Genomic DNA, 26,114 nt, shown 5'->3' on the forward strand with positions numbered 1-26,114 from the left:
GGTCATTCCTGCAGGCCGGCTATCGACGCCTCGGCTTGGCTCCGGGTTTCGGCGCGGTGACCGCCGATGTCGCCTCCGGCTCGACACTCGGTTCTCGGTCGATGCGTCGGTAGACGAGGTGCTGCTGGGCGTAGGTCCAGATGTTGTTGCTCACCCAGTACAGCAACACCGCAACCGGAAGTACCGGCCCACCGACGAGCACGCCCGCCGGGAACACCCAGAGCACGAGCTTGTTCATGATCGCGGTCTGGGGGTTGGCGAGCGCCGCTGCGTCCTGCCGGGCGACGGACGCCCGCGAGTTCATGTGCGTGGCCCCCGCGGCGACGATCATCAACGGGACCGCGACGAACGCGATGCTCCACACCGACGGCACTCCCCCGAACGGACCGAAGGCCTCGAGCACCTCCCGAGAGCTGTTGACGGCAGCCGAGATCGGCGCGCCGAAGAGCCGTGCGTCGAGAAAGGACTGCACATCGGCGGCGCTGAAGACGTAGTTCGCGGTGTTCGCATTCTCCTGCGCCGTCATACCGAGATGACCGAATCCGGTTCCGGTTCGGTTGAACGAACGCAACACGTGCAGCAGTCCGATGAAGACCGGTCCCTGCGCCAGCAGGGGCAGGCACCCCATCAGGGGGTTGAAACCGTGTTCCTGCTGCAATTTCCGCATCTCGGTTGCCTGGCGAGCGCGGTCCCCGGAGTACTTCTTCTGTACGGCCTCGATCTGTGGTCGGAGCCTTTTCATGGCTAGCTGCGAACGAATCTGGCTGACGAACGGCTTGATCAGCAGCGCACGCAGCGTGAAGACCAGGAATATCACCGCCAGGGCCCAGGCGAATCCGTTGTCGGGGCCGAGCACGGACCCGAAGACTCTGTGCCAGAACCACAGCACCGCGGAAACGGGATAGTAGACGAAATCGAGCATGGTGGAGCACCTCACTGTGAGAGAAGTCGGTCGGTTGGCATCTCGACCGGATCTCGCAGTGGCTCAGGAGAACTGGAGCCACCGGTCCGGTCCATGGACCGGACCGGGCGCTCTGGGCATGGGGCGACCCGGCGCATCGGGTTGCTGTTGCCTGCGGAACGATCCCCGAAGTCGCCGCCCGTCCGCGCCTGCAGCGCACGACGCCGGCGGTGCGATCACTGCGAGGCCGGACGGCGCACCGAGGACGACCAGGGACGCCGCGACCAACGCACCGAACATCGCTATCTGTGCGGCGGGTTGTGCGTCGACGACAGCGAAGACGACGAGCAGGACGGCCAGGACGCCGACCAGTGTCCCGGCGTCGCGTCGAATCGTCGGGTGAAGGGTTCGAGAATCGAGCATTTTCGGTTCCTCGTGACAGCCTTGCGGACAACGGGTTGCCAAGGCGTGGGGGAACTTTCGAGTTAGAGTGCCCCCACCGATGCACCGGGTGCGCGTGGCTGCGGTCGGCCCGGAGCATCCGGGCGATGTTGACGCCGGAACGCACCTCGAAGGTGGCGTTCCTCTGCGGTGGGGCCGACATTCGGTAGTGACCGCAGCAGTGCCGGAACATCGACACGGTGCGCGAGCACCATCAGCGTGGCCAGCGCCGCGACGAGAATCAGAGCCACGTCTGTGGTTGCGGTCGGCATCGTCAGGTACAGCGACACGAGGAGAAGCGAAGTGACGACCATGCTCTGGTATCTCATTCCGCACCTCCCTGGTGTGCCGCTGATCCGAGTCGTTGCTCAGGGTACAGATACGGAGGGGTCCGTGCACAGGTGCCAGGTATCGCCGAGTAACACCGGACCGCGAGCCTGTACACACGGACGCACGTACTCGGGCAGTCGGTCGAGCTCCGCGTCGGCGTCGGCCGACAACCCACCCACGTAGGACGTATCGATGCGTCCGGTCTGCTCGAAGCGATCGACGTTGTGCCGGGCGATGTACGCATCCGGGTTCAGGGCGGCCAGCGCGAGGACGGTCAGAACGGCACCGACGCCCACGGCTCTCGGTAGCCAGCGCCCCGACATCCGCACGCCCGACACCAGAACCAGTACGAACACCGATCCCAGCCACCACTCGACAGCCGTGACGAACAACCTGAGCGTCGTGTAGCCGTACTGCTGCTCGTACAACGACATTCGATGCAGGGCCGACGCAACGATCACCAACGACAGCAGGCACAGCGCTCCGAGCAACGCCCGCAGTGCAATTCGATCTCCCCGGTCTTGTCGACGAGCCTTCGCGACCGTCACAGCGATGACGAGCAGTGTCAGTACCGTGACCGCGAGCAATTGCCAGAAGCCCTGCCGGGCGTATTCGGCGTTGGTCAGCCCCTCGGTGGTGAGGACGTGCCCCTGCCCGCCGAACAGCGTCGGCACCTGGAACCCGACGAACACGACGAACAGGGCCACCACCGCCCCGAGGGGAACCATCCACTCCCACAACTGCACTGTTCGACGCGGCGACGGTGCGAGGCGATCGAACCGAGGCGGATGCAGCGCGACGTAGGCGACGGCGAGCGCACCTGCTGCGGTGAGCACGAAGACGAGAATGCGCCCGACGACGGACGCGGCATCGAACTCGGGTGTCACCGCACTCAGCGCATCCGCAAAACGCTTGTCGGCCGCACCGAACAACGCTGCGAACACGACCAGGAGCGCGATCGTGACAACCGAGACCATGCCGATCCGCACCGGCCGTGGCCCCTCCAGATCGATCGAACCGGCTCCGCGTCGGGTCCACCGAGCCACGCGCAGCGGCAGAAACACCGGCACCAGAGCGCCGAGTGCGATTCCCGTCCACGTCCAGGCACGAGAGAGCACCACCATTGCGACCACGATGGCGAGCGTCGTCGACATCGTCACGATCCACTCGGCCGCTCGCAGCGCAGACACGCTCGCCAATGCCAGCACTCCTGCCACTCCTGCCCATTCCCACGGCGTGAGTCTGCCGCTGCGCGCTGCGAGCACGACGGCCACGAAGGCGAGGGCAGTGATCAGCACACCGAATGTGTTGTCCACCAACGTCACCGAACCGATCAGCGCGGCGACAGCGGATCCGATCAGCGCCGCACGAGGAGCCTGCGCATACCGCAGCACCGGCCAGGTGCGAGGCCCCCAGAAAGAGTGACCGTGCTTCGCTATCGGGTCTACCGGAGTGTCGATCGTGGTCATGGCGCTTCCTTCTTCTGTGTTTCGGGCATGGAAGGTCGGCGGCTGCGGTACGGGGACATGCAGTCGCGTTTCGGGTGGATCGAGAGAGTCAGTGCTCGGGGATGGCCACTCTGATGTGGCAGCCGAATTCGCTGTCGAGGACTTCGATGGTTCCGCCGTGCAGTTCGGTGGCCCAGCGGGCGATGCCGAGGCCCAGACCTGTTCCGCCGTCGGTGGATCCGCCGCGGGTGAATCGGTCGAACACCGCGTGGCGATCGGCGAGCGCGATGCCTGGACCCTGGTCGACGACGTCGAATGCATACGCTCCACCGATCCGATGGGCCCGTACCGTCACGGTGCTCGAATGGGGGGAATGCCGCACGGCGTTGTCGACGAGGTTGGTGATCACCTGTGTCATGCGAGATCGGTCGGCCACCACAGTCGAATCACCGGGCGAGACGACGATCGACACTCGTTCTCGGTGAACGGCTGTCGCATCCTCGAGGAATTGCCGAACCGCGAACTCCTCCGGGGCAATGGTGAGCACACCGCCCTCCACCCGCGACAGGTCGAGCAGTTCGCTGACCAGATCTCCGAGTCTCTCGGTTTGGCGCAACGCCACCGCCAGCGTTGCGGGATCAGCGTCGGTGACCCCGTCGACCACGTTCTCGAGCACTGCACGCAGGGCAGCGATGGGCGTCTTCAACTCGTGCGAGACATTGCCGATGAGTTCGCGGCGGTACTTCTCGGCGGCTTCGAGATCACTTGCCATGGTGTTGAACGCCGTGGCGAGCTCGCCCACCTCGTCCCTGGATGTTGCCCGCACTCGCGTCGAATAATCGCCTCGCGCCATTGCTTTGGCGGCCGATGTCATTTCGCGCAGCGGTGACGTCATCCCGTGGGCGACGAATTGTGTTGCGGCCAAGGACACGACCAGCGCTGCGAGGAGGGTGTAGCGAAACTGCCAACCCGCTCCGATCCAGAAGACGACGCTCGCGAGCACCAGCACGATGCCCACGACGAGTGAGACCTTGAGCTTGAACGACCGCAACGGATCCAACGGGCGCGGCAGCATTCGCGTCATCGCGGCGACTCCACGGCGTAGCCCACGCCGTGCACGGTGCGGATGAGATCGCCACCGAGTTTGCGACGCAACGCTTTCACGTGAGAATCGACCGTCCTGCTGCTGGCCGAATCGTCCCAGCCCCACAGTTCCGACAGCAGCGTTTCGCGCGAGACCGCCGTACGCGGCCGGGCGGCCAAGTAGGCGAGGATATCGAATTCGGTTCTGGTCAAATGGATGTCACCGGAGGGATTGGTCACCCGCCGTTCGCGGTGATCGATCTGCACGTCACCGACTCGAACTGCCTGGGGTTCGGCGGCCACCGTACGCTCGGCACGCCGAACCAGGGCGTGCACGCGAGCGACCAACTCGCGCATACTGAACGGCTTACCCAGGTAGTCGTCGGCGCCGACGCCCAGGCCGACGAGCATGTCCGTCTCGTCGGACTTGGCCGTCAACATCAACACCGGCACCGGGCGGGCCGCCTGGATACGGCGGCACACTTCGAGTCCGTCGAACCCGGGCAGCATCAGATCGAGCACCACTACGTCGGGATCGATCCGGGCGCACGCGTCGACGGCAGACGGGCCGTCGGCGGCCGTGACGACCTCGTACCCTTCGCCGCGCAGCCGAGCAGCAACGGCCTCGGAGATCGTGGGCTCGTCGTCGACGACGAGAACTGTGCGGCTCATGAGAACTGACCCTAGAGGGCGTACATGGAGGAGCCCGTCGGGAAATGTGGAGGTTCGGTGAAGGTTCGAGCAGGGCGTTCGGCGTCGCAGCGGCAACCGAGCGCGGTCACACATCGAAATTAGGGTGGGCTACCCTTCCCGGTGTTAGCCAACCCTCACGAAAGGCGTCTCGATGCACATCCGACCACTTCACCGAACCTTGGCGGTGTGCGCGATCGCGCTGACCACCGCGGGGATGCTGACTGCATGCTCGAACTCCGCCGACGAGGCGTCACCGACGGCCAGTACATCCTCCGATTCGGCGGCCTTCCCGGTCGCCATCGAGCACGCGTTCGGTGAGACCGTCGTCCCGGAAGAGCCCACTCGCATCGTGGTGGCCGGATACACCGAGCAGGACACGGTTCTGGCACTCGGCGTGATACCCGTCGGCGTCACCGAGTGGTACGGCGACCAGCCCTACGCCACCTGGCCCTGGGCCCAGGCCGCGCTGGGCGACGCGCAGCCCGAAGTGCTCTCGAACGACGACGGATTCGAGACGGAGAAGATCGCCGCACTCGAGCCCGATCTGATCATCGCCACCAATGCGGGCCTCACTGCGGAGAGCTACAGCGTGCTCAGCGACATCGCACCGACGCTCGCACAGTCCGACGCATCGACTGCCTACTTCGAGCCCTGGGACGTCCAGGCGGAGAAAATCGGCCGCGCATTGGGCCAGAAGAGCGAGGTCGACGCGTTGATCGACGGCGTGAATCAGAAGTTCGCCGACGCCGCGGCCGCGCACCCCGAATTCGCAGGCAAGAAGGCGATCTTCCTCCAGAACGCGTTCTACGAGGGCAAAGCGATCGCGTACCAGAACGGGTTGAGCACGGACTTCCTGACCAAAATGGGATTTGTCATTCCCGACGACATCGACGCCTACGTTCCGGCGGACGGCGGCGGCCAGGCGAGCATCCCGCTGGAGAATCTGTCGGTTCTCAATGCGGCCGACGTGCTGATCTGGGGAACCGAAGGCCCGGGCGACCGCGCCGAATTGGAGAAGGAAGCGGTGTACGACGCCCTCGAGCCGGTGAAGGACGGCAACCTCGTGTTCACCGACGGCGTGACGGCGGGCGCGATCTACTTCACCAGCGTGCTCAGCCTGCCGTACGTCATCGACAAGCTGACCCCGGCGCTGGACGAAGCCCTCGGTGGATCGGCAGCGACGATCACCGGCTGATCCCGGGCGCTACCGAGCGGCGGAACGCTTGTCCATCCACATGGCGGTGGCCAGTACACCGAGACCGGCCACCGCCAGGCCCGAGCCGACGGCGGCGGGTGCCGTGTAGCCGAATCCTGCGGCGATCACGGCACCACCGACGGCAGCTCCGATGGCGTTGGCCAGGTTGAACGCGGCATGGTTGAGCGATGCGGCGAGCGTCTGGGCGTCCTCGGCCACATCCATCAACCTCGTTTGCAGACCGGGCACCACCGAGGATCCGGACGCGCCGATGAGGAACACCAGCAGTAGGGCGCTGATCGGATTGTGTGCGGCCACGACGAACACCGCAAGGAACACAGCAGTGGCGGCCAGGCCGACGAAGGTGCCCTTGAGCTGGTACCGGTCGGCGAGCCATCCGCCCGCGTAGTTTCCGGCGACCATTCCGAGTCCGTAGATCATCAGGGCCACGGGGACGAGGGCGCGGGCCAGACCGGCCACGTCGGTCAGAGTCGATGCGATGTAGGTGTACACCGCGAACATGCCGCCGAATCCGACGATGCCCACGAACAGGGTCATCCACACCTGGCTGCGACGCAGTGCGCCCAGCTCGGTGATGGGGCTGGTGGTCGGCATCGCGTCGAGTCGTGGCATCCACAGAGCCAGCGCAGCGACGGTGAGCGCACCGATGACCGCCACGAGAGTGAATGCACTGCGCCACCCCAGGGCCTGCCCGATCCACGTCGCCACCGGTACGCCGACGACGTTGGCGACCGAGAGTCCCATCATGACCATCGCCACGGCCTTGGCTCGCTTGCCGGGTTCGGCGAGGTGGGCGGCCACCAGAGCCGCAACACCGAAGTACGCGCCGTGCGGCAGACCGGCAACGAATCGCGAGGCCACCAATTCGTTGAAACTGGGCGCGAAGACCGTACCGAGGTTGCCCAGAGTGAAGGCCACCATCAGCGCCAGCAGCAACATCCGCCGGGGCACACGTGCCGCAAGGGCGGCGATGGTGGGAGCGCCGACGACGACGCCGAGCGCGTACGCGGAGATCATGTGGCCGGCCGAGGGCTCGGAGATCCCCATCGTCGTGGCGATGTCCGGCAACAGACCCATCGATGCGAACTCCGTGGTGCCGATCCCGAAGCCGCCGATGGACAGTGCCAGCATCGCGAGCTTGCGTCGGGTCGAGTGCGGTCGGTGACTGACACTCAGGCCACTCGACACCTTGCCGCGCACAGCGCTGACTCGGGCAAGAGCGGAATCGGTGACAGTCACAGCAGTACAACCTTCGTGTGCGAATCGGGGGCAGAAGAAGCGGCCGGGAGTCGAGCCTGCGATCGGAGGCCGACCGAAGCAGGAACGTCGCTCCGGTCAATTGTCTTCCCGAAGGTGGCTCGTTTTCGCGTCTATGAGCGGTGATAGTCCTCACCCGAGCATCTGCTCGAGTTCCGGCCGAGCCCTTGTTCCGGTTATGTGCCGTCACCCGCTAGGATATTCGCCAGGTCATGAGTGCCAGCATCGAGCCCCGGCTTGCTGGCCGGCAACCCTCCAACCGCGGTGGGGTGCCCCGGGTGAACGACCGGGCCGGTCCGGCATGCGAGTGCCGTATCGACAAGCGCGGGTCCGCAGGAAGCGGACCCACTGAACCTTCGGTCCCCCGGGTCCGAAGCCTGTCAGGAGGTTCTCTCATGTGTTGCTGTACCGATACGCCCCGTAGCGCTCGACTTCTCGAGCTTCATTCGACATTCGATTCGTCTTAGACAGACTCGTCTAAAGAAAACGGAGTATCACCAGCCATGACCGATTCCACCCCCGACGTCGTCGACGCCACCGGAGCGCCCACCGAGGATCCGTTCACCGATCCCGCAGCCGACTGGAGCTTCGAGACCAAGCAGATCCACTCGGGTCAGACCCCGGACGGCACCACCAGGGCTCGCGCTCTGCCCATCTACCAGACCACCTCGTACACGTTCGACAACACCGATCACGCAGCTGCGCTGTTCGGCCTGGCAGAACCCGGCAACATCTACACCCGCATCATCAACCCGACTCAGGATGTCGTCGAGCAGCGCATCGCCGCCCTCGAGGGTGGCGTGGCGGCACTTCTGCTCGCGTCGGGTCAGGCCGCCGAGACGTTCGCGATCCTGAACCTCGCGGAGGCGGGCGACCACATCGTGTCGAGCCCGCGTCTTTACGGCGGCACGTACAACCTGTTCCACTACACGCTCCCCAAGCTGGGCATCACCGTCTCGTTCGTCGACGATCCCGACGATCTCGAGCAGTGGCGTGCGGCGATCACTCCGTCGACCAAGGCGTTCTACGGCGAGTCGATTTCGAACCCGAAGAACGACATCCTCGATATCCCGGGGATCTCGGCAGTGGCCCACGAGAACGGCATCCCGCTGATCGTGGACAACACCGTGGCGACGCCGTACCTGCTGCAGCCGTTGAAGCACGGTGCCGACATCGTGGTGCACTCCGCGACGAAGTACCTCGGCGGACACGGAACGGCCATCGCGGGCGTCATCGTCGACGGCGGGACGTTCGATTGGACGCAGGGCCGGCATCCCAACTTCACCACCGCGGATCCCAGCTACCACGGCGTCGTGTTCGCCGATCTGGGTGCGCCCGCATTCGCACTGAAGGCACGCGTTCAGCTGTTGCGTGACATCGGTGCTGCGGTCTCGCCGTTCAACGCCTTCCTCATCAGCCAGGGTCTGGAAACGTTGAGCCTGCGGATCGAGCGGCACGTGGCGAACGCACAGAAGGTTGCCGCCTTCCTCGCCGGTCGCGACGACGTCGTCTCGATCAACTACGCCGGACTCGAATCGTCGCCGTGGTACCAGCGCGGGCAGGAATTGTTGCCGAAGGGGCAGGGCGCGATCATCGCGTTCGAGCTCAAGGGTGGTGTGGACGCGGGCAAGAAGTTCGTCAACGCACTCACTCTCCACAGCCACGTCGCTAACATCGGAGACGTGCGTTCACTCGTCATCCATCCCGCATCCACCACGCATTCCCAGCTGACTCCGGACGAGCAGCTGGCGTCGGGCGTCACTCCCGGCCTGGTGCGCCTCGCCGTGGGCATCGAGGGAATCGACGACATCATCGCCGATCTCGAGGTCGGATTCAGCGCGGCGGCATCTTGAGTCACAGCTGCGACACAGGCGTTCGTCCGGAGGCGGTTCTTCCGTCTCCGGACGGGCGGTTGGGAACGATCGACATCGGTGGTCTCGATCTCGAGAACGGCTCTCGAATCCCCCAGGTCACCGTCGCGGTGCAGCGGTGGGGCGAACTCGCCACCGACCGCAGCAACGTCGTACTCGTCGAACATGCCCTGACCGGGGACTCACATGTGTCCGGTCCACCGGACGGCGATCACGCTCTGCCCGGTTGGTGGAACGGAATGGTCGGTCCCGGCTGCCCCATCGACACCGACGAGTGGTGCGTGGTGGCGACCAACGTGCTCGGCGGCTGCGGCGGGACCACGGGCCCGAGCAGCGTCTCTCCCGACGGCACGCCGTACGGGTCTCGCTTTCCGGACATCTCCATCCGCGATCAGGTCGCTGCCGAGGCGGCCGTGGCCGACGTGCTCGGAATCGAGCGGTTCGCAGCCGTCGTCGGCGGCTCGATGGGCGGGATGCGCACCCTCGAATGGATCGTGGGCCATCCCGACCGAGTGGCGGCCGCGTTGGTACTCGCGGTGGGTGCCAGGGCAACTGCCGACCAGATCGGTACCCAGACAACGCAGATCGCCGCGATCAAGGCCGATCCGGGGTGGCTCGGCGGCAACTATCACGACACCGGCACCTCGCCGACGGCCGGACTCGGCATCGCGCGGCGCATCGCGCACCTGACGTACCGGACCGAGAGCGAACTCGACATCAGGTTCGGGAACTCACCGCAGAACGACGAAGACCCGTGGGCCGGCGGCAGATACTCCGCACAGAGCTACCTCGAGCATCAGGCTGCCAAGCTCGTCAACCGGTTCGACGCGGCGACGTACGTCCTGCTCAGCGAGGCGATGAACCGTCACGATGTGGGCCGCGGCCGCGGCGGAGTGGCCGAAGCTCTTGCGTCCACACCGGTTCCGACGATCGTCGGCGGAGTCGACTCCGATCGCCTGTACCCGCTTCGACTGCAGAAGGAGATCGCTCGCGAACTCCCCCAGTGCCGCGGACTCGAAGTGATCCAGTCGCGCGACGGACACGACGGCTTCCTCACCGAGGCCGATTCGGTGGCGAAGCTGCTCGCCGAGACGATGGAGCTGGCCCGCCTCGGACGGCGCTGACACCGCCAGGGCCCTGGTCCGGTCGCTCCCGCAGGGTCCGCTCCTGGTGTCAGTCGGTGCCCAGCGGATCGATCGACAAGGACAGAAAGACGATCGCTCCGCCGACGCAGCCCAGCGCCAGCACATCGAACACGCGACTGCGCACTTGCAGTGTGCCGACACGTGTTTCGGGCAGGAACAGCCGCAGGACGGCTGCCAGCAGCGCGGCGCATCCGAAGATGAATGCGCCGCGCCGCCAGCGATCGGCCAGCACCAGAATCAGTGCGGCGAGGACGACGACCGAGACTGCGACGATCGGTAGATTGCGAGCAACTGCCGCGCGAAATCCCGCGTCGGGCTCGCTGCGTGCATCCTCTGCATCGTTCACGTCCGGTTCGCTCAGCTCTCGGCGGCGACGCGTTCGGCGCGCTCGACGACATTGGTGAGCAGGAAGGCCCGCGTCAGCGGTCCGACGCCACCGGGATTGGGCGAGAGGAATCCGGCCACCTCCGCGACACCGTCGGCGACGTCGCCGCGCAGTCCGTCCTCGGTGCGGGTCACCCCGACGTCGAGCACGGCCGCACCGGGCTTGACCATGTCCGCAGTGATCAACCCGGGCACTCCGGCAGCGGCGATGACGATGTCCGCACGTGAGACCTCGGCGGCCAGATCACGAGTTCCGGTGTGGCACAACGTGACTGTCGAGTTCTCCGAACGCCTTGTCAGCAGCAGGCCGATGGGTCGCCCAACAGTCACTCCGCGGCCGATGACCACCGCGTGCGCACCGTCGACAGCAACGTCGTAGCGGCGCAGCAGGTGCACGATCCCGCGAGGTGTACACGGCAGTGCGGCATCCTTGCCCAGCACCAGGCGACCGAGGTTGATCGGGTGCAGACCGTCGGCGTCCTTGTCGGGATCGATCCGCTCGAGCGCAGCGTTCTCGTCGAGATGCTTCGGCAACGGCAGCTGGACGATGTAGCCGGTGCATTCGGGGTTGGCATTGAGTTCGTCGATGACGGCTTCGAGATCTGCCTGGGTGACGTCCGCGGGCAGATCGCGACGAATCGAGGTGATGCCGACCTTGGCACAGTCGTTGTGCTTGCCCCGGACGTACGCGGCCGAACCCGGATCATCGCCCACCAGCACGGTCGCCAGACCTGGGGTGATGCCCTTCTCACGGAGCGTTGCCACGCGGGCGGTGAGATCGACGAATATCTCGTCACGGGTCGCTTTGCCATCGAGAATCGTTGCAGTCACCCGGTCATTGTTCCAGGTTCGGCGTCAGCGGCGGCGCACCGGTCCGATCACCACCGTCAGCCCTCGACGACGAGCCCATGAGCTGCCGCGTAGGCCACCGCCTGCATCAGCTCGATCTTCGCGTTACGCACGCTCGCGCTCACCCACAACGATGCGTCGGCGACGGCTCCTCGCAGATCCGCCTCGTCGAGCTTCGCATCGACGGTGCGGGCACCTGAGAAATCGACCGAGCGCACGGTTGCCTTCCGGAAGTCTGCGGATACGAGGTTCGCTTCCCGCATCCGGCACCCCGTCAGATCGAGGCCGCGAAGGTCCGCGTTGCCCAGCGATGCGAGGGTGAAGTCGACCTCGTCGTAGGTCGCTGGACGCATGCGACTGTCGACGAACATGGAGCCCATCATCGTCGAGTGACGAAAAGTGCTGTGCTGCAAGTTGGTCCGAGTAATGGTGCACGAGCGAAATGCTGAGTTCGTGTGAACCGATTCGGTCAGGTCGGTACCGGTGAAGTCGCATTCGGTGAACACCACCGAGTCGGTTCGAACGCCGCTCATGTCCGCGTCGCGAAAAGTACATCGGACGAACTGCCTGCCGGTCCACTCCTGCCCGTCCAGTCGTGTGTCGGAAAAGTCCTCACCGATTGTCTGTTCGTCGTCCACCTGCCCCATACTTCCCGGGCTCGTGATGGCAGAGTGAACCGGGTGTTTCGACTCATGTTCTTCGAGCCCCGCATCCCACAGAACACCGGCAACGCAATCCGCCTGGTCGCCGGGACAGGCTGCGAGCTGCATCTGGTGGGCCCGCTCGGCTTCGACATGTCCGAGCCGAAGCTCAAGCGGGCAGGCTTGGACTACCACGATCTGGCCTCGGTCACCGTGCACGCGGACCTCCCCTCGGCCTGGTCTGCGCTGGCACCGACTCGTGTGTTCGCCTACACCGCTCACGCTGCCCGGTCCTACGCCGACGTCGCGTACGAACCCGGCGACGTCCTCCTGTTCGGACCGGAACCCACAGGATTGCCCGACGACGTCCTGGACGATCCGCACGTGACCGATCGCCTTCGGATCCCGATGATCCCGGGCCGTCGATCGTTGAACCTGGCGAACGCGGCAGCAGTGACGATGTACGAGGCATGGCGACAACACGGGTACGAAGGCAGCGTCTGACGGGTTTGCGTTCGAGCGCGCTCGAAGTCATAGCGTGCGTTTCATGACTCGAATATCTACTCCACAACGCACTTGGCTCGTCACCGGGGCATCCTCCGGTCTGGGGCGCGCTCTGACCGAGACCGCCTTGGCAGCAGGCGACACCGTGGTCGCGGCGATGCGTCGACCCGAACGCATCGACGACCTGCTCGTCGAACACGCAGGGTCGCTACTGCCGATCGCCTTCGATGTTCGGGACACCCAGTCCGCGCCCGCCGTCGTCGAGGCGGCGATCGACCGGTTCGGACGCGTCGACGTACTCGTCAACAACGGTGGCGTCGGCCAGATCGGTTCCGCCGAGGAGGTCGACGACGCTCGGCTGCGCGACATGCTCGAACAACACGTCGTCGGCCCTGCAGCCCTGACCCGGGCGGTGCTGCCGGGAATGCGAGCGCGGGGCACCGGAACGATAGTGCAGATGAGCAGCCAGGGCGGTCGCATATCGTTCCCCGGAGTCGGCTCCTATTCGGCTGGCAAATTTGCACTCGAAGGTTGGTCGGAAGCGCTGGCCGGCGAGGTCGCACCGTTCGGTATCCGAGTTCTGATCGTCGAGCCCAGCCGATTTCGGACCTGCTTCAACAGCGCCGACGTACTCGAACGCGCCGCACCCGTGGGTGTGTACGCCGACCTCCTCGGCGAGTTCAGGGCCGACATGCTCGCGGCCGACGGTAGACAGGAAGGCGACCCGCACCGAGCGGCTCTCGTCATCCGTCAGTTGGTCGGGGCCGAGTCCGTTCCCCTGCGCCTTCCTCTTGGACGCGAGGCCGTCCGGCGGCTGCGCGAGGCGTACCGCCGCGAACTGGCGTCTCTGGAGACCTATGCCGAATTGTCCTCGAGCGCCGACTTCCCGGGTGTACCCGAATCCGTCCGCCCGGTCTGACGGCTCCACCCGGACTATCTTCTGTACTCATGGCGACGACGGATTTGATGAACAGGGCGCTGGCGGCCGTGGCGGATTCGGACGCACAGTTGACCGTCGAACTGGTGCAAGAGCTGATCGAAACCCGGAGAGCTCGCCGAACCGCTCGGCATCGCCGAGGTTGCCGAACTCCTCGACATCTCTGCGCACACTCTGCGGTACTACGAGCGATGTGGCCTGATCGAGGTTGCGCGTGACCGACTCGACCATCGACGGTACGACGACGCGGCCGTCCGGCGCATCGTGTTCCTTACTCGCATGCGTTTGTCGGGGATGCCCATGCGCGACCTCCAGCATTACGTAGAACTCGTCGACGGCGGAGAACACACCGTTCCGGAACGACTCGACATGCTCGTCCGGCATCGAGACACCGTCCGACGACGCATCCGAGAACTGCAACTCTCGCTCGTGGCAACCGAATACAAGATCGCGACGTATGGCGGTGCCACCGGTCCGTGAAACTCGTGAGGTCAGGTTCCCGGCCGCCGACGGAGGTGGACGGGTTCGTGGGCGGCCGCAGCGATGCCGGCACTTGCGGTAGCGCGGCACCGTAGGCTCGCATTGCGTTCCAGAAGTTGTCCGGGCTAGCCGGTGTGTCGGCGTCGGAGGTGGATCTTGTTGTGAGCGTCGACAAATCGATCGGGCCGGAGAGGTAGTTCTTCTGTGACACCGAACTGTCGAGGTCGCCGTGGCGGCTCGACAGGGCCGATTCCGCTTCGATCCGTCTGCCTGTGGCCGTGACCGTCATCGTCTCCACTGCGCTGCTTCGGCGGCGGTCGAGAGCTGCCCGGTAACGATTTTTCGTCGTTCGCCCCGCACCCAGGATTGCTGCCGTTCGGAGTCCCCGGCCATCTCGAGCAGGAGCACGAGACCTGTTTGATTCACCGAAATATCAAGTGATGGAACAGATTTCGACGTATCGGACACGGAACACGACAGCGACCCGAACGTGCATCGGACGGCCACGACCGCGGCAGCCGGGGTGCGAGAAACCGGACTTCCACGACGATTCATCCCCGGATGCCAGTGGCACCGTTACACAAAGTGCACCGGCCTGCTGCCATGGACTCGCGGGGCGGGGTACCGTGTGCCGCACCGGCCCGTTTCGCTCGTGAAGGAGCTTTCTTTTGTTCTCTGTTTCCCTGCCCCGTCTCTCGTCCCCCAACTCCTCCTCCGCGCGCACGTCCAGTCGGTTCAGTAGTCGAATTGCCCGCACCGCAGCGATATTCGCCATGGGCTCGGGATTGACCGTCGCAGCCCTGTCTGGCACGGCCACTGCGTCGGCAGCCCCCGTCAACTGCGTGTCTCCGCCTTCGGCCAACGACATCCAGGTCGACGACACCGCAAGCTGCGGAGCCACCTCGAACGGCACCGGACGGGCCACCGCAGGTGCTGCCGACAGCGGCACAGCAGTCAGCGTCAACGACGGACCCGGCGCGACGACCACCTACGCCAACGGATACGGCGTCGCCCTCGGAGCGAGCAAGAATGCAGGCACTGCCTACGCACTGGCACTCGGTGGCGGAATCGCTCACTCGTGGGCCGACGCCGGACAGACGACTCTCGCAGTCGCCGGGTGGGGATCCGGCGCTACCTCGGAGGCTCAGGGCGTCGATTGTGTCGGACCCCTGTCACTGGCACTGAACCTCACGAGCGGCCAGTTCTGCGTCCTCGGTAGCTGATTGCCCGGTTCCACAACACGAATTCAGTCGAACGAAGCCGATTACCCCGACACGAACTCGTCGAGGTAATCGGCTCCGCCGACATATACGGTGTGGCCGGACTTCTCGATCGGCGTGACGACTGCCGCTGCCACGGCCGCAGCAAACTCGGCGACGGTCGGGAGCGGACCGTGCGCGGCGCGGGCGGCCACCGCATCGGGATTTCGTCGCTCCAGCAGAGTCACCACGATGGTGCCCTCGATCATGTCGCCGGACACGACGACCAGGTCGATTCCCCGAGAATTCAATTCGGGAATCATTTCGCGCAGCGCATCCTCCCCTGCTCGCTTGCTTGCAGCGATGGGCTCGTACTCGACGGGTACGGGCTTCCTGCCGTAGAAGTGCGCCTGATGACTGGTGAGAAAGACGATTCGTGAGCCTGGTTTCATGCGCTCGGCGACCGCTAGAGCCATCGCCACTTGCGCGTCGCGATTGATGCTCATGGCGTAGCCGGGATCTGCACCGAGTTCGAGCCCACCTGACGCATTGAGAACAAGAACGTCGATTGCGCCGAATTCGGCTCCGACGGCGCTCAGCATCGCGCCGACTGCGTCGGGGTCTATGACGTCGGCACCGACGGCGAGTGCGCGTCCTCCGCCTTCCTCGATCACGCGCACGACAGCATCGGCTCTGCGCTTCTTCTCTCGATAGTTCACGGCAACCATCGCCCCGGCCGCACCCAACTGCACTGCGGTCTCCGCTCCGATGCCACGAGACGCACCGGTGATCAACACCGATTTTCCTACCGCGCGATATTTCACCGACACCCTCCACTTCGATTTTCGAACCACTTCGATTTTCGAACCACTATGATCGAGCGCGATGGAAATGGCAAGCGCACCCCGACAATCGATGATGGCGGTACTCGATCTCCTGGGACAGCGATGGAACATGCGCATCCTCTGGGAGCTGCAGAGCGGGCCGCTCGGCTTCCTCGAACTCAGGCGACGCAGCGACGACATCTCGTCCAGCGTGCTCGCGACGCGACTGCGGACCCTCATCGACGCGCGCGTATTGATCAAGGACTCCGACGGCTCCTATTGCCTCACCGAACTCGGCGATGAGCTGGGGCCTGCACTCGAGCCACTCTGGCAATGGGCACAACGATGGAACGAGGGCACAGGCTCGGCCGACCACCGCCCCTGACCTGACGAGTCGGTCCTCCCGAATCGCCTTTCCATTTCTTGTCGGTGGCCCGGGTTAGTCTTCCTTCAGTTCGAACGCACGTTCTGAATTGTTGCTCACCGGGGGGTGAAAAGATGGGTGCACTGCCAGCTGTGTCACTGGAGGCGTTGACCGCTGCCGCACGTGAGGAGAATCGACAGGCGGCCCGCAAGATCACCGCCTGCTACCGCGTGCACTGCGACTGGATCACCCTCGACACCGAACACAAGCATTACAGCCGCTACGGGCGCACCGAAATGGCGGTCGCGTTGGGCTGTTCGGCGACGGTCGCCGAATCGTGGGTTTCCGTCGGTGTCGCTTTGCACACCCGGCTCCCGCTACTCAAGGTCGCGTTCGAGACCGGTGAAATCGACCTCCCGCGGGTGCGGACGGTGTGCCGGATCCTCGACAACCTGAGCGACGAGATCGTCAAGAAGGTCGAGGACGAGATCGTCGAAGCGGCCCGACGGTCCTCACCGGGTCCGCTCGAGAAGGAGATCTGGGACATCCTGGTGCGCGTCGCACCCGAGGAAGCCGCGGCACTGCGGGAGTTCGCGAAGAAGTTCCGCACCGTCACCTACACCCCGGCCGGGGAACTGGCCCGCATTCGGGCGGAGTTGACCGCACCCGAAGCTGCCGCCGCGTGGCAGCTGCTCGAGGAGATGGCCGACACCCTGTGCCCGAAAGATCCGCGCGGGAAGAAGGGACGCCTGTGCGATGCGTTCATGGCCCGCATGCACGGCGAACCCCGCCTGGAATGCCTGTGCCAACGGGAGAACTGCCCCAAGAAGGATGCGGTGTTGCCGGATCGGCGGGTGCCGTTGACGATGATCACCGTCGACATCGCCACCCTCATCGGACTACTCGCCAACCCTGCGTATCTGGCCGGTCATGGTTCCATCGACCCCGACCTCGCGCAGGAACTTGCACGCAACAGTCAGTGGCAGGTCCTGCTCACCGAAGCGATCACCCTCGCCGAATCCCTCGGACTGGCTGTTCGGAACCCGGAGACCGGGGATTGGGAACGAACACCGAAAGAGCGGAAGCAGGAGTCGGACTCGGGGTCGGATCCGGACGAAGATGCTGATGCGGCGACAACGAACACGAACACGGACACGGACACGGACACGGACGCCGACTCGGCAACGGCAAGGTCATCAACGACGAACATCGACTCGACAACACACGAGGCAACGGACCGCACGATCACCGACACCGGTTCGCCCGAGACGCCGGCCACGGACACCGAGACCGAGACCGAGACCGAGACCGAATTCGGCACGCACACCGACACGTTGACCGACACCGAGTCGACGACCACACCATCGCCGACCACCGTGGCCCCGTCGCCGGCATCAGCCCCGTCGCCGGCGACGGCAGCGGACTCTGCTTCCGGCCCGGACGCCGAAGCCGGCCGTGGCTCCGATTCAGCACCAGAGCGTGCAGCATCGGCCCGAGGTGCAGCGAGAGCTTCTGGTTCGACACCCGATCCGACCGGCGAATCACCTCGAACACCGGATCCAGCACAAGCACCTGCGCCTACGCCTACGCCGACAACTGGACCACCGCCGACAACAATCCCCACTCAGGGAACAGTTCCCGCGCCGGAACCGGGGACAACGCCAGCACCGGATCCGATGGAGGGCCAGACGGACGACGCCCCTGCCCATTCAGCGTCCGATCCAGCTCCACCCGAGACCGCAGGATGCGCAGACAGACCACGACGGACACAGTCACTGACCTCCGCCGCAGCGATGTTCTGCACCCATACCCCCGTCGGCAGGGGCACACGGCACAGCTCTGCCCTCGACCTGGACGCCATCACACATCCCGCCCACAACATGAGGGCACCCGACCTACCCTCGACGATCCGGTCAGGCAACCGGACCCTCCACACACCCTCCGGCATCTACCTCGGCTCGGCGACCCTTGCCGCTGCACTCGAAGCCGCCATCGCCGCCGACCCCACCCTCGGAAAATCCGTCCCCCGCGACCCCCTCACCGACCGCGCCCTGATCTACCGCCCCGACACTCTCACCACCGCAGCGGTCCGACTCCGCGACAAACACTGCCGCTTTCCCGGCTGCCACCGACCCGCCGCCCGCTGCCAACTCGACCACATCAACCCTTTCGACCACACCAACCCCCTCGGCGGCGGCTGGAGCACCGTCAACAATCTGCAGTGCCTCTGCGAATACCACCACACCGTCAAAACCGCCGGCTACTGGAAAGCCGTCATGCTCCCCGGCGGAGCGATCCTGTGGACCTCGACCTCGAAGACCACCCGAATCACCCTGCCCGCCAACGGCACAGCCGTCCCCATCATCGGCAACGACCTCAGACCACACATCCCCACCACACCCCGAAACTCCGGAATCATCGCCTACCCCAACCCACCCGACAACCACGAGCCGGTAATAGAACCAACCGCCGAAGACACCGACGCCCCGCCTTTCTGAAGACCGGACTCTCCGGGGAGGCCAGTTGACCGCGTCGACGTCGGTCCATGCGGCCTGCAGAACGGTCGTCGCTCGTCGACCGGCATACTCGAGAAATGAGCAATCAACGTGCAGCCGCTCGCCCCCGAGCACTGTCGTTGCACGGCCGCATCCGAGTGTTGACGATGAGCGTGGCAGCCCTGGCGGTCGCAGTGAGTGCTCTCGCGATATACCTCGTCGCGGAGCAGGCCCTCCGCTCACAGATCGTGGACCGCGTGCAACGCAACAGCGACGCTCTCATTGCCAGCGCTGCATCCGGCGTTCCGGCAGGTCTCTTCGGGTTCGGTATAGAAGACACCGAGGGCACCGCCGTGAAGGCCGCTCTGGTGACGCCCGACGGCACGTTGGTGACGTCCACGACTGGCACCGAACCGTTCACCAATTCCAACGGGATTCTGGACGACGCAGAGAAATCTGTCGTCGACGGCACCGTCGAGCAGTCGCTGCGCGAGGTACGAGGCTATTACCTGTCGGCAGCACGCACCGGCTCCGGCGGAACGATCATGGTGGCCGAGTCGCTCAGTGAAGCGTCACCGCTACTCGGCAAGCTCACACTCGCCCTCGTCATCGTCGGAGCATTTCTGGTCGCGCTTGCCGGCGTCGCCGGTGCAGCCGTGGCCCGTACCGGACTCAGGCCGGTGCGCCGACTCCGCGCGGGCACCGAACGAGTTGCCAGGACCGGGGATTTCGAGCCCATCGACGTCAACGGAGACGACGAGCTGGCGTCGCTCGCCAACAGCTTCAACGAGATGTTGGCGTCCCTGTCTCGATCGCGCGCACGGCAGGGGCAACTGATCGTCGACGCAGGAGCGGAACTGATGGAGCCGCTGACAGCGTTACGCACCAACATCGACCTGTTGATGTCCCTGGACCGACCGGACACTCCTCATATGCCGGAGGAGCAGCAGGACCGATTACGCGTCGAAGTCATCGCTCAAATGGACGTCATCATCGGGTTGGTTCACGACCTTGTCGACCATGCCCGGGAGCCAGCACCCAACCCGCAGTGACGGCCGAGCACCGTCGAGAACCATTGTCGTTCAGGACGAGAGCCGCACACCGGTCAGCTGTTCCGAGGCCTCCCACAAGCGACGCGCATCGTCCATGCTGGACATCGGCTTCCACATGTCGACCTCGGTCGGTGGCCCGCCGATGAGTCGCTTCGGGCCGAAGAACTGATCCCCACCCGCGTCACTACACGCGGCTGCAATCAATCCCGGCTGCGCTGCGCTGTCCACAGTGCCCGCAATGCCGACACGGGCAAGAACGCCGATCAATCGTCTGCTGCCCGAATCCTTCGGCCGCCCCAATCCCGGTTGTGCTGCAAGCAGATTGGTCGGCGACACTCCCGGGTGGGCGATGTTGCTGGTGATCCCCCAGCCGCCTGCCCTGCTGCGTGCCTCGAGTTCGCGTGCGAACAGAGCCACCGCGAGCTTCGATTGGCTGTAGGCCTTCATGACGTCGTAGGAACGCTCCCAGTTGAGGTCGTCCCAGTTGATGGTCCCCGACCGTGCCGCGATGCTCGTCTGATGCGTGACCCGCGCATGACCTTTCCGCAGCAGCGGCAGCAGACCGAGCGTGAGCGCGAAGTGGCCGAGGTGATTGGTGCCGAACTGCAGCTCGAATCCATCCTGGGTGACCTGACGCGCAGGTGGCTGCATGACACCGGCATTGTTGACGAGTATGTCGATCGCCCGGCCATCGGATGAGAAATCGTTCACCAGAGCGGAAACGGATTGCAAGGACGACAGATCCAGCGCCCGGGTGGTGACCTTCGCTCCCGGTACCGCGACTCGGATCGATTCGGCTGCCCGCTCCCCCTTGGTAGCCGAGCGCACCGGCATGACGACCTCGGCACCGGAGCGGGCGAGCTGCGTGGCGATGACCGTTCCGATCCCGTCGCTCGCTCCCGTGACGACGGCGATCTTTCCCGTCAGATCGGGAATGGATGTGTGTGCTGTACGGCCCATGACAAGCTCCTGTGCTGGTGTTGATCGTGCGGTTTCGACCTGCAGAACCCATGTTGGACGATTGCCACAGGCTCATCCAGGACTTCCCGATCCACTGATACGACCGCCACCGTTGAATCGTGTCAGGACAGAACCTGAGTTCCCACCACCGCGAGCAGTTCCAATTTGGCGTAGCTCTCGCTGCCGGGCACTGCCGTGTACACCAGCAGTCGATGCGCTTGCTCGGAGTCCAGCAGGGTCTGGCAGTTCAGTTGCAGCAGGCCGACCGTCGGGTGCAGAAACCGCTTGGACTCGGGTGGGTGAACTCCCACTTCACGCTTCCCCCACAGGGTTCGGAATTCCTCGCTGACTTCGAGCAGCTCTGTGGACAGGTGCGCCGCTCTCGAGTCGGGTCCGCGAAGAGTGACGATTTCACGCAGCCCCGACGCATACACCCGAGACAGAACAGCGCGCTCTTCGGGCGGATACGACAGCCGGGCCTCGGGGTCGGTGAACCATCGGTATCCCAGACTCCGGTTCGGCCCAGTGCGTAACGACGCATCACCGGTCAGTGCTGCACCCAGCGGCGTCTGGCGGAGCGTCTCTCCGATTTCGGACACGATCTCGGCTGGTGTGTCGTTCAGGCGGTCCAGAATGCGTAGCATTCCTGGGCTGACGTGCTCGCTCGACGTACCGCGGGCAGGAGGATTGTGCCCGGCGAGTCGAAACACGTGGTCACGCTCACCGAGCGACAGATGCAGTCCCTGTGCGATGGAGGCGATCATCTGCGCCGACGGAGCGGGTCCTGTAGCCCGTTCGAGTCGCGCGTAGTAGTCGGTCGACATGTGGCACAACTCAGCGACCTCCTCACGGCGGAGACCCTGTGTGCGTCTGCGCTGCCCACGTGGCAACCCCACGTCCTCCGGTTGGAGCGACTGCCGTCGCTGCCGGAGAAACGCTGCCAATTCCGATCGATCGATCACGTCGGCTCCTTCTTTCCCGTGCGTGCGGATCGCGCCTGCAGTGAATTGTGCCTGCTGCGCGGTGGCTATTGTCGAGAGATGAGCGCTCCCTTGACCGTCGTCACCGGCGGAAGTCGCGGAATCGGCGGTGCGGTGTCCAGGCGGCTGGTGTCCGACGGGCACGATGTGGTGATCGGCTACCGGACCGATTCTGCTACCGCTCGAGCAGTGGCGAGCGAGTTGTCGACCGACGGCCGAACGGTGATCGCCGTACGAGCCGACACCACCGACGAGCAGTCGGTGGTCGATCTCTTCACCGCAGCCGCCCGTGTCGGCACCGTCACCGGTCTGGTGAACAACGCCGGCTCGGCGCGCGCCGTCGGGGCGCTGGTGGACAACGACATCGAGACCATCAGAGCGGACCTCGACGTCAACCTCGTCGGGGTACTCACCTGCTGCAAATACGCGATCTCGGCGATGGCCGAATCGGGTGGCTCTATCGTCAACATCTCCTCCGCTGCCGCCACCCTGGGCAGTCCGGGAATGTACGTCCACTACGCGGCAGCGAAGGCCGCCGTCGATACGCTGACGGTCGGACTGTCGAAAGAAGTTGCTGCGCAGAACATCCGCGTCAACGCAGTGGCGCCCGGGATCATCGAGACCGACTTTCACCGAGATCGGGACCGGCCACGGAAGATGGCGTCGAGCATCCCACTCGGCCGCCCCGGTGTGCCGGACGAGATCGCCGGGGCGGTGTCGTGGTTGTTGTCCGAGGATGCGCGATACGCGACCGGAACCGTCGTCAGAGTGGCCGGCGGAATGTGAGTACCTCGCATCGCCGCTATCGAGGGGCGATGCGATGCAGCTCCACGTTCGTCAGCGCACCGCCTTCGGCTGTGGCCGTCATGTACGTACAGAACGGCTGCCGACGCCGATCCGTCGGCGATCCCGGGTTGAGAAGCCGAAGACCGTTGTCTGCGACCGTGTCCCACGGTATGTGACTGTGACCGAACACGAGCACGTCCGTCTCCGGGTACGCCGCCGCCATACGTCGTTCCCGTCCCGTCGCGGCACCGGTCTCGTGGGTCACGGTGAACCGCACCCCGCCGAGTACGACGTCGGCGCGTTCGGGCATCACAGCTCGCAGTTCCTCGCCGTCGTTGTTGCCCCAGCACGCGACCAGTCGACGCGACCGCTGCGAAAGTTGCTCGAACGCAGCCAGGTTCACCCAGTCGCCGGCATGGATCACCACATCCGCGTCGTCCACGGCCGCCCACACCTCGTCGGGCGGGTCGCGAGCACGCTTCGGGAGATGAGTGTCGGCGATCAGCAGCAACTTCACCCCTCGATTGTGCACGTCGCCGATCGACTACCGCACATAGACGGCAGTGCGGTGTCCCTCGACGACGTGGACGCGAACCGGGGTGTCGAACACCTCGCTCAGCACGTCGTCCTGCATCATCTCCTCAGCAGTGCCCGTGTTGACGATGATGCCGTCGCGCATGGCGACGATACTGTCGGAGTAGGCGGCGGCGAAGTTGATGTCGTGCACGATGAGCACGATGGTCTTGCCCAGTTCGTCTGCAGCACGGCGCAATTGCTTCATCATCAGCACCGAATGCTTGAGATCGAGATTGTTCAAGGGCTCGTCGAGCAGAAGATACTCGGTGTCCTGGGCCAGCACCATCGCCACGAACGCTCGCTGCCGTTGCCCGCCGGAGAGTTGATCCAGAAATCGCCCTTCGAGGGCAGCCAGATTCAAGAATTCGAGGGCCTCGTCGACGTGCGCTTCGTCCTCGGGACCGAGCCTTCCCTTCGAGTGCGGGAACCGGCCGAACCCGACCAGCTCACGGACCGTCAACCGCGCGGTGATGTGGTTTTCCTGACGCAGGATCGACAGGTGCTTGGCAAGTTCCCGAGACTTCGCGACGCGAACGTCCATCCCGCCCACGGTGATCGTGCCCGTGGTCGGGTCGAGTAATCGCCCGATGACCGTCAGCAAGGTGGATTTCCCTGCTCCGTTCGGCCCGACGAGAGAGGTGATCCCTCCCTTTGCAATAGCACCGGTGACGGGACCGAGAACGGTGGTGTCCTGATAGGACTTGGTCACATCACGAAAGTCGATCACAGCGTCCCCTTACGAAGAATCATGATGAGGAACAAGATGCCACCGGCGAATTCGATGATGACGGTGAGGAACCCGCCGGCATAGAAGATGTGCTGCATGACGAACTGCCCCAGTAGCAATGTCAGGAAGCCCAGCAGGAACGCCATCGGGAGGACGTAGATGTGCTTGTAACTGCCGGTAACCTGGTAGGCCAGCGTCGCGACGATGAAACCGAAGAATGTCATCGGTCCCACGAGAGCCGTCGAGAACGCCACCAGCAGCGCAATGAGCATCAGCATCGACATCAGTTCGCGCTTGTAGGACACCCCGATCCCCATGGCTGCCTCCCGTCCGAGCAGCAGAGCGTCCAGGTGGCGTCGGCGCTTCCACAGCACTACCGCGGCGAACAGGCACACCCCGAACGCCAACGGCAGGTAATCGCCCTTCACAGCGCTGAGTCGGCCGAACAGTTCGACCGACAGCATGTCGTATTCGGTGGGTGAGAGGAGGCGTTGCAGAAACGTCGAGATGCTGTCGAATGCCAGCCCGAGCACAACTCCGACGAGCAGCATCAGGAACAGGCTGCCGAGCTTGCCGGAGAACAACCAGCCGTACAGAACGGTCGCGAGCGCGACCATCAATGCCGTCTGGGCCAACAGCTTCGGGATGCCTTCGGTGTTGGCGATGACGGTGCCACCGAAGACGAACACCATGATCGTCTGCATCAGCGTGTAGAGCGAATCGAACCCGATGATCGACGGCGTCAGAATGCGGTTGTTGGTGACGGTGTGAAAGACCACCGTGCCGAGGCCGTGCGTGAACGCCGCAACGGCCATGGCTCCCACCATGTTCAGCCGCCGGGGAAACGCGAAGGCGAACGATCCGCGCACGAACAGGAACAGGAAACACACGACGGCGATAGCCACGATCACCGACAGCACCGCCAACCGCATCCTCGGCGTGAAGCGCGACGCCTTCGGTCCGCGCGGCATCGGTCCGGTGATGCGCGGGCCCACACGAGAACTAAGCACTGACATACCGACGCTGCCTCACGATCAGAACGACGAACATGATTGCCCCCAGAACTCCGAGTACAACCGAAGCGGGAATTTCCATGGGTGCCACGACCGTTCGCCCGACGAGATCACATGCCAACAGGAGACCTGCACCGACGAGCGCCACCCAGGGAAGGTTCTTGCGAACGTCGTCGCCGAGCATCATCGACACCAGGTTGGGCACGATGAGTCCGAGAAACGGAATGAACCCGACGACCACCGTGGTGACGCCGGTGGCCACGGCGACCATCGCGACGCCGACCAGAACGATCTGCTCATACCTCATCCCGACGTTCGTGGCGAGCTCCTTACCGAGTCCGGCAACGGTAAAGCGATGCGCCAGCAGGTATGCCAGCACCGCGATGACGATCACTGCCCACATCGGTTCGTAGAACCCTCGCACGATGCCGCTGAATCCGCCGGACCGCCAGGCCGACATCGCCTGCAGGAGATCGAAAGTCCCGGCGAGGAACGTGGTGACGGCCCCGACGACGGCACCCAGCATGATGCCGACGAGCGGGACCACCAATGTGGTCCGGACCGACAGCCGCCGGAGCACGCCGACGAACAGCAGCGTGCCGACCAGAGCGAACACCGTGGCGACGAGCATCTTGGTCATCGGCGGTGCGTCGGGCAGCACAATCAATGTGGCCAGGACGCCGAGTCCGGCCCACTGCGCCGTGCCGGCGGTGGTGGGTTCGACGAACTTGTTCTGGGTGATCATCTGCATGATCACCCCGGAGATGCTCATGGCCATGGCTGCGAAGATCAAAGCCAGAGTGCGCGGAACCCGCGAGATCAAGAACATGTTTCTGGCCGCGGGATCGTCGATCATCGTGGCGACGGTGATGTCGTATCCACCGACGAGTAGTGACGCGGCGGTCAGCAGGGTCACTACCCCCATGATCGCGGCAAGCAACAGTCTCTTGTTCGTCAT

At 64.8% G+C, this 26,114-nt stretch carries 27 protein-coding genes, 1 pseudogene and 1 riboswitch; of the genes and pseudogenes, 11 read left to right on the forward strand and 17 right to left on the reverse strand.

All coding sequences use genetic code 11. The annotated features are described in order from the left end of the window. Nucleotides 1–19 precede the first annotated feature (19 nt). From yidC to CH251_RS02740, 6 genes are all read right to left on the reverse strand, one after another. A complete protein-coding gene (gene yidC / locus CH251_RS02715) occupies nt 20–922 on the reverse strand; it encodes a membrane protein insertase YidC (RefSeq protein WP_094611738.1) in 903 nt (300 codons plus the stop codon). Nucleotides 923–985: 63 nt separating this feature from the next. Next, nucleotides 986–1,324, reverse strand: coding sequence for a DUF6412 domain-containing protein (locus tag CH251_RS02720; protein WP_094611739.1), 339 nt, complete (start codon nt 1,322–1,324; stop codon nt 986–988). A gap of 62 nt (nt 1,325–1,386) precedes the next feature. Further along, a complete protein-coding gene (locus CH251_RS02725; protein ID WP_094611740.1) occupies nt 1,387–1,671 on the reverse strand; it encodes a DUF6412 domain-containing protein in 285 nt (94 codons plus the stop codon). Nucleotides 1,672–1,710: 39 nt separating this feature from the next. Continuing rightward, nucleotides 1,711–3,141 carry a DUF4153 domain-containing protein gene (locus CH251_RS02730; protein ID WP_094611741.1) on the reverse strand — a complete coding sequence of 477 codons (1,431 nt, stop codon included), beginning with the start codon at nt 3,139–3,141 and terminating at the stop codon, nt 1,711–1,713. An 88-nt stretch (nt 3,142–3,229) separates the two neighbouring features. Beyond that, entirely contained in the window at nt 3,230–4,204 is a 975-nt protein-coding gene (locus CH251_RS02735; RefSeq protein ID WP_094611742.1) for an ATP-binding protein, read from the reverse strand. Further along, a complete protein-coding gene (locus tag CH251_RS02740; RefSeq protein ID WP_094611743.1) occupies nt 4,201–4,875 on the reverse strand; it encodes a response regulator transcription factor in 675 nt (224 codons plus the stop codon). The genes CH251_RS02735 and CH251_RS02740 overlap by 4 nt, the downstream gene beginning before the upstream one ends. Before the next feature lie 172 nt (nt 4,876–5,047). Between CH251_RS02740 and CH251_RS02745 the strand changes: the two genes are divergently transcribed. Further along, nucleotides 5,048–6,091 carry an ABC transporter substrate-binding protein gene (locus CH251_RS02745; protein ID WP_094611744.1) on the forward strand — a complete coding sequence of 348 codons (1,044 nt, stop codon included), beginning with the start codon at nt 5,048–5,050 and terminating at the stop codon, nt 6,089–6,091. Nucleotides 6,092–6,100: 9 nt separating this feature from the next. Here CH251_RS02745 and CH251_RS02750 read toward each other — a convergent pair whose 3' ends face one another. Beyond that, on the reverse strand, nt 6,101–7,243 hold the full coding sequence (locus CH251_RS02750) for an MFS transporter (RefSeq protein WP_094611926.1): 1,143 nt from the start codon (nt 7,241–7,243) through the stop codon (nt 6,101–6,103). 334 nt (nt 7,244–7,577) lie between these two features. Continuing rightward, nucleotides 7,578–7,700, forward strand: a riboswitch (SAM riboswitch). Between the two features lie 172 nt (nt 7,701–7,872). Here CH251_RS02750 and CH251_RS02755 point away from each other — a divergent pair. Together CH251_RS02755 and CH251_RS02760 are read left to right on the forward strand one after the other, a co-directional pair. Next, on the forward strand, nt 7,873–9,222 hold the full coding sequence (locus tag CH251_RS02755; RefSeq protein WP_094611745.1) for a bifunctional o-acetylhomoserine/o-acetylserine sulfhydrylase: 1,350 nt from the start codon (nt 7,873–7,875) through the stop codon (nt 9,220–9,222). Further along, a complete protein-coding gene (locus CH251_RS02760; RefSeq protein WP_373454908.1) occupies nt 9,216–10,364 on the forward strand; it encodes a homoserine O-acetyltransferase in 1,149 nt (382 codons plus the stop codon). Before CH251_RS02755 ends, CH251_RS02760 begins: the two co-directional genes overlap by 7 nt. Before the next feature lie 49 nt (nt 10,365–10,413). Here CH251_RS02760 and CH251_RS02765 read toward each other — a convergent pair whose 3' ends face one another. From CH251_RS02765 to CH251_RS02775, 3 genes are read right to left on the reverse strand one after another with little or no spacing between them, the layout of a single operon-like run. Beyond that, nucleotides 10,414–10,731: a DUF3017 domain-containing protein gene (locus CH251_RS02765; protein WP_094611747.1), complete on the reverse strand. Its 318-nt coding sequence runs from the start codon at nt 10,729–10,731 to the stop codon at nt 10,414–10,416. A gap of 11 nt (nt 10,732–10,742) precedes the next feature. After that, a complete protein-coding gene (locus tag CH251_RS02770; protein WP_094611748.1) occupies nt 10,743–11,600 on the reverse strand; it encodes a bifunctional methylenetetrahydrofolate dehydrogenase/methenyltetrahydrofolate cyclohydrolase in 858 nt (285 codons plus the stop codon). A gap of 56 nt (nt 11,601–11,656) precedes the next feature. Continuing rightward, nucleotides 11,657–12,265: a pentapeptide repeat-containing protein gene (locus CH251_RS02775; protein ID WP_094611749.1), complete on the reverse strand. Its 609-nt coding sequence runs from the start codon at nt 12,263–12,265 to the stop codon at nt 11,657–11,659. Between the two features lie 33 nt (nt 12,266–12,298). On the opposite strand from CH251_RS02775, the gene CH251_RS02780 reads away from it, so the two are divergent. The 4 genes and pseudogenes from CH251_RS02780 to CH251_RS02795 all read left to right on the forward strand — a co-directional run bounded on the left by CH251_RS02780 (nt 12,299) and on the right by CH251_RS02795 (nt 15,403). Beyond that, nucleotides 12,299–12,763: a tRNA (cytidine(34)-2'-O)-methyltransferase gene (locus tag CH251_RS02780; protein WP_179273570.1), complete on the forward strand. Its 465-nt coding sequence runs from the start codon at nt 12,299–12,301 to the stop codon at nt 12,761–12,763. A gap of 43 nt (nt 12,764–12,806) precedes the next feature. After that, nucleotides 12,807–13,682, forward strand: a complete 876-nt coding sequence (locus CH251_RS02785) for an SDR family NAD(P)-dependent oxidoreductase (protein WP_094611751.1) — start codon at nt 12,807–12,809, stop codon at nt 13,680–13,682. Between the two features lie 29 nt (nt 13,683–13,711). After that, nucleotides 13,712–14,180, forward strand: a pseudogene (locus tag CH251_RS02790) (MerR family transcriptional regulator). A gap of 668 nt (nt 14,181–14,848) precedes the next feature. Next, a complete protein-coding gene (locus CH251_RS02795) occupies nt 14,849–15,403 on the forward strand; it encodes a DUF6764 family protein (protein WP_179273571.1) in 555 nt (184 codons plus the stop codon). A gap of 41 nt (nt 15,404–15,444) precedes the next feature. On the opposite strand, the gene CH251_RS02800 is transcribed toward CH251_RS02795, so the two are convergent. Then, complete coding sequence (locus CH251_RS02800) at nt 15,445–16,203, reverse strand: SDR family oxidoreductase (protein ID WP_256978768.1); 759 nt, start codon at nt 16,201–16,203, stop codon at nt 15,445–15,447. Between the two features lie 61 nt (nt 16,204–16,264). Between CH251_RS02800 and CH251_RS02805 the strand changes: the two genes are divergently transcribed. The 3 genes from CH251_RS02805 (at nt 16,265) to CH251_RS02815 (ending at nt 20,114) form a co-directional block, all read left to right on the forward strand. Then, nucleotides 16,265–16,588, forward strand: coding sequence for a helix-turn-helix domain-containing protein (locus CH251_RS02805; RefSeq protein ID WP_256978769.1), 324 nt, complete (start codon nt 16,265–16,267; stop codon nt 16,586–16,588). 113 nt (nt 16,589–16,701) lie between these two features. Continuing rightward, entirely contained in the window at nt 16,702–19,065 is a 2,364-nt protein-coding gene (locus tag CH251_RS02810) for an HNH endonuclease signature motif containing protein (RefSeq protein ID WP_094611754.1), read from the forward strand. A gap of 95 nt (nt 19,066–19,160) precedes the next feature. Further along, nucleotides 19,161–20,114: a HAMP domain-containing protein gene (locus CH251_RS02815; protein ID WP_094611755.1), complete on the forward strand. Its 954-nt coding sequence runs from the start codon at nt 19,161–19,163 to the stop codon at nt 20,112–20,114. A 30-nt stretch (nt 20,115–20,144) separates the two neighbouring features. Here CH251_RS02815 and CH251_RS02820 read toward each other — a convergent pair whose 3' ends face one another. After that, nucleotides 20,145–21,074: an SDR family oxidoreductase gene (locus tag CH251_RS02820; protein ID WP_094611756.1), complete on the reverse strand. Its 930-nt coding sequence runs from the start codon at nt 21,072–21,074 to the stop codon at nt 20,145–20,147. Between the two features lie 122 nt (nt 21,075–21,196). Further along, nucleotides 21,197–22,036: a helix-turn-helix transcriptional regulator gene (locus CH251_RS02825; RefSeq protein ID WP_094611757.1), complete on the reverse strand. Its 840-nt coding sequence runs from the start codon at nt 22,034–22,036 to the stop codon at nt 21,197–21,199. A 78-nt stretch (nt 22,037–22,114) separates the two neighbouring features. On the opposite strand from CH251_RS02825, the gene CH251_RS02830 reads away from it, so the two are divergent. Then, a complete protein-coding gene (locus CH251_RS02830; protein WP_094611928.1) occupies nt 22,115–22,840 on the forward strand; it encodes an SDR family NAD(P)-dependent oxidoreductase in 726 nt (241 codons plus the stop codon). Nucleotides 22,841–22,856: 16 nt separating this feature from the next. Here the strand turns inward: CH251_RS02830 and CH251_RS02835 are convergent, their stop codons facing one another. The 4 genes from CH251_RS02835 to CH251_RS02850 are packed head-to-tail and all read right to left on the reverse strand — an operon-like array spanning nt 22,857 to nt 26,114. Continuing rightward, on the reverse strand, nt 22,857–23,357 hold the full coding sequence (locus CH251_RS02835; RefSeq protein ID WP_094611758.1) for a metallophosphoesterase: 501 nt from the start codon (nt 23,355–23,357) through the stop codon (nt 22,857–22,859). A gap of 27 nt (nt 23,358–23,384) precedes the next feature. Next, entirely contained in the window at nt 23,385–24,143 is a 759-nt protein-coding gene (locus CH251_RS02840; protein WP_094611759.1) for an ABC transporter ATP-binding protein, read from the reverse strand. Beyond that, on the reverse strand, nt 24,140–25,159 hold the full coding sequence (locus CH251_RS02845) for an iron chelate uptake ABC transporter family permease subunit (protein ID WP_256978771.1): 1,020 nt from the start codon (nt 25,157–25,159) through the stop codon (nt 24,140–24,142). Before CH251_RS02845 ends, CH251_RS02840 begins: the two co-directional genes overlap by 4 nt. Next, the gene (locus CH251_RS02850) at nt 25,146–26,114 is read right to left on the reverse strand and encodes an ABC transporter permease (protein WP_094611760.1); all 969 of its coding nucleotides are present in this window, start codon (nt 26,112–26,114) and stop codon (nt 25,146–25,148) included. Before CH251_RS02850 ends, CH251_RS02845 begins: the two co-directional genes overlap by 14 nt.

Source organism: Rhodococcus sp. 06-462-5 (assembly GCF_002258315.1).
Lineage (GTDB): Bacteria > Actinomycetota > Actinomycetes > Mycobacteriales > Mycobacteriaceae > Rhodococcoides.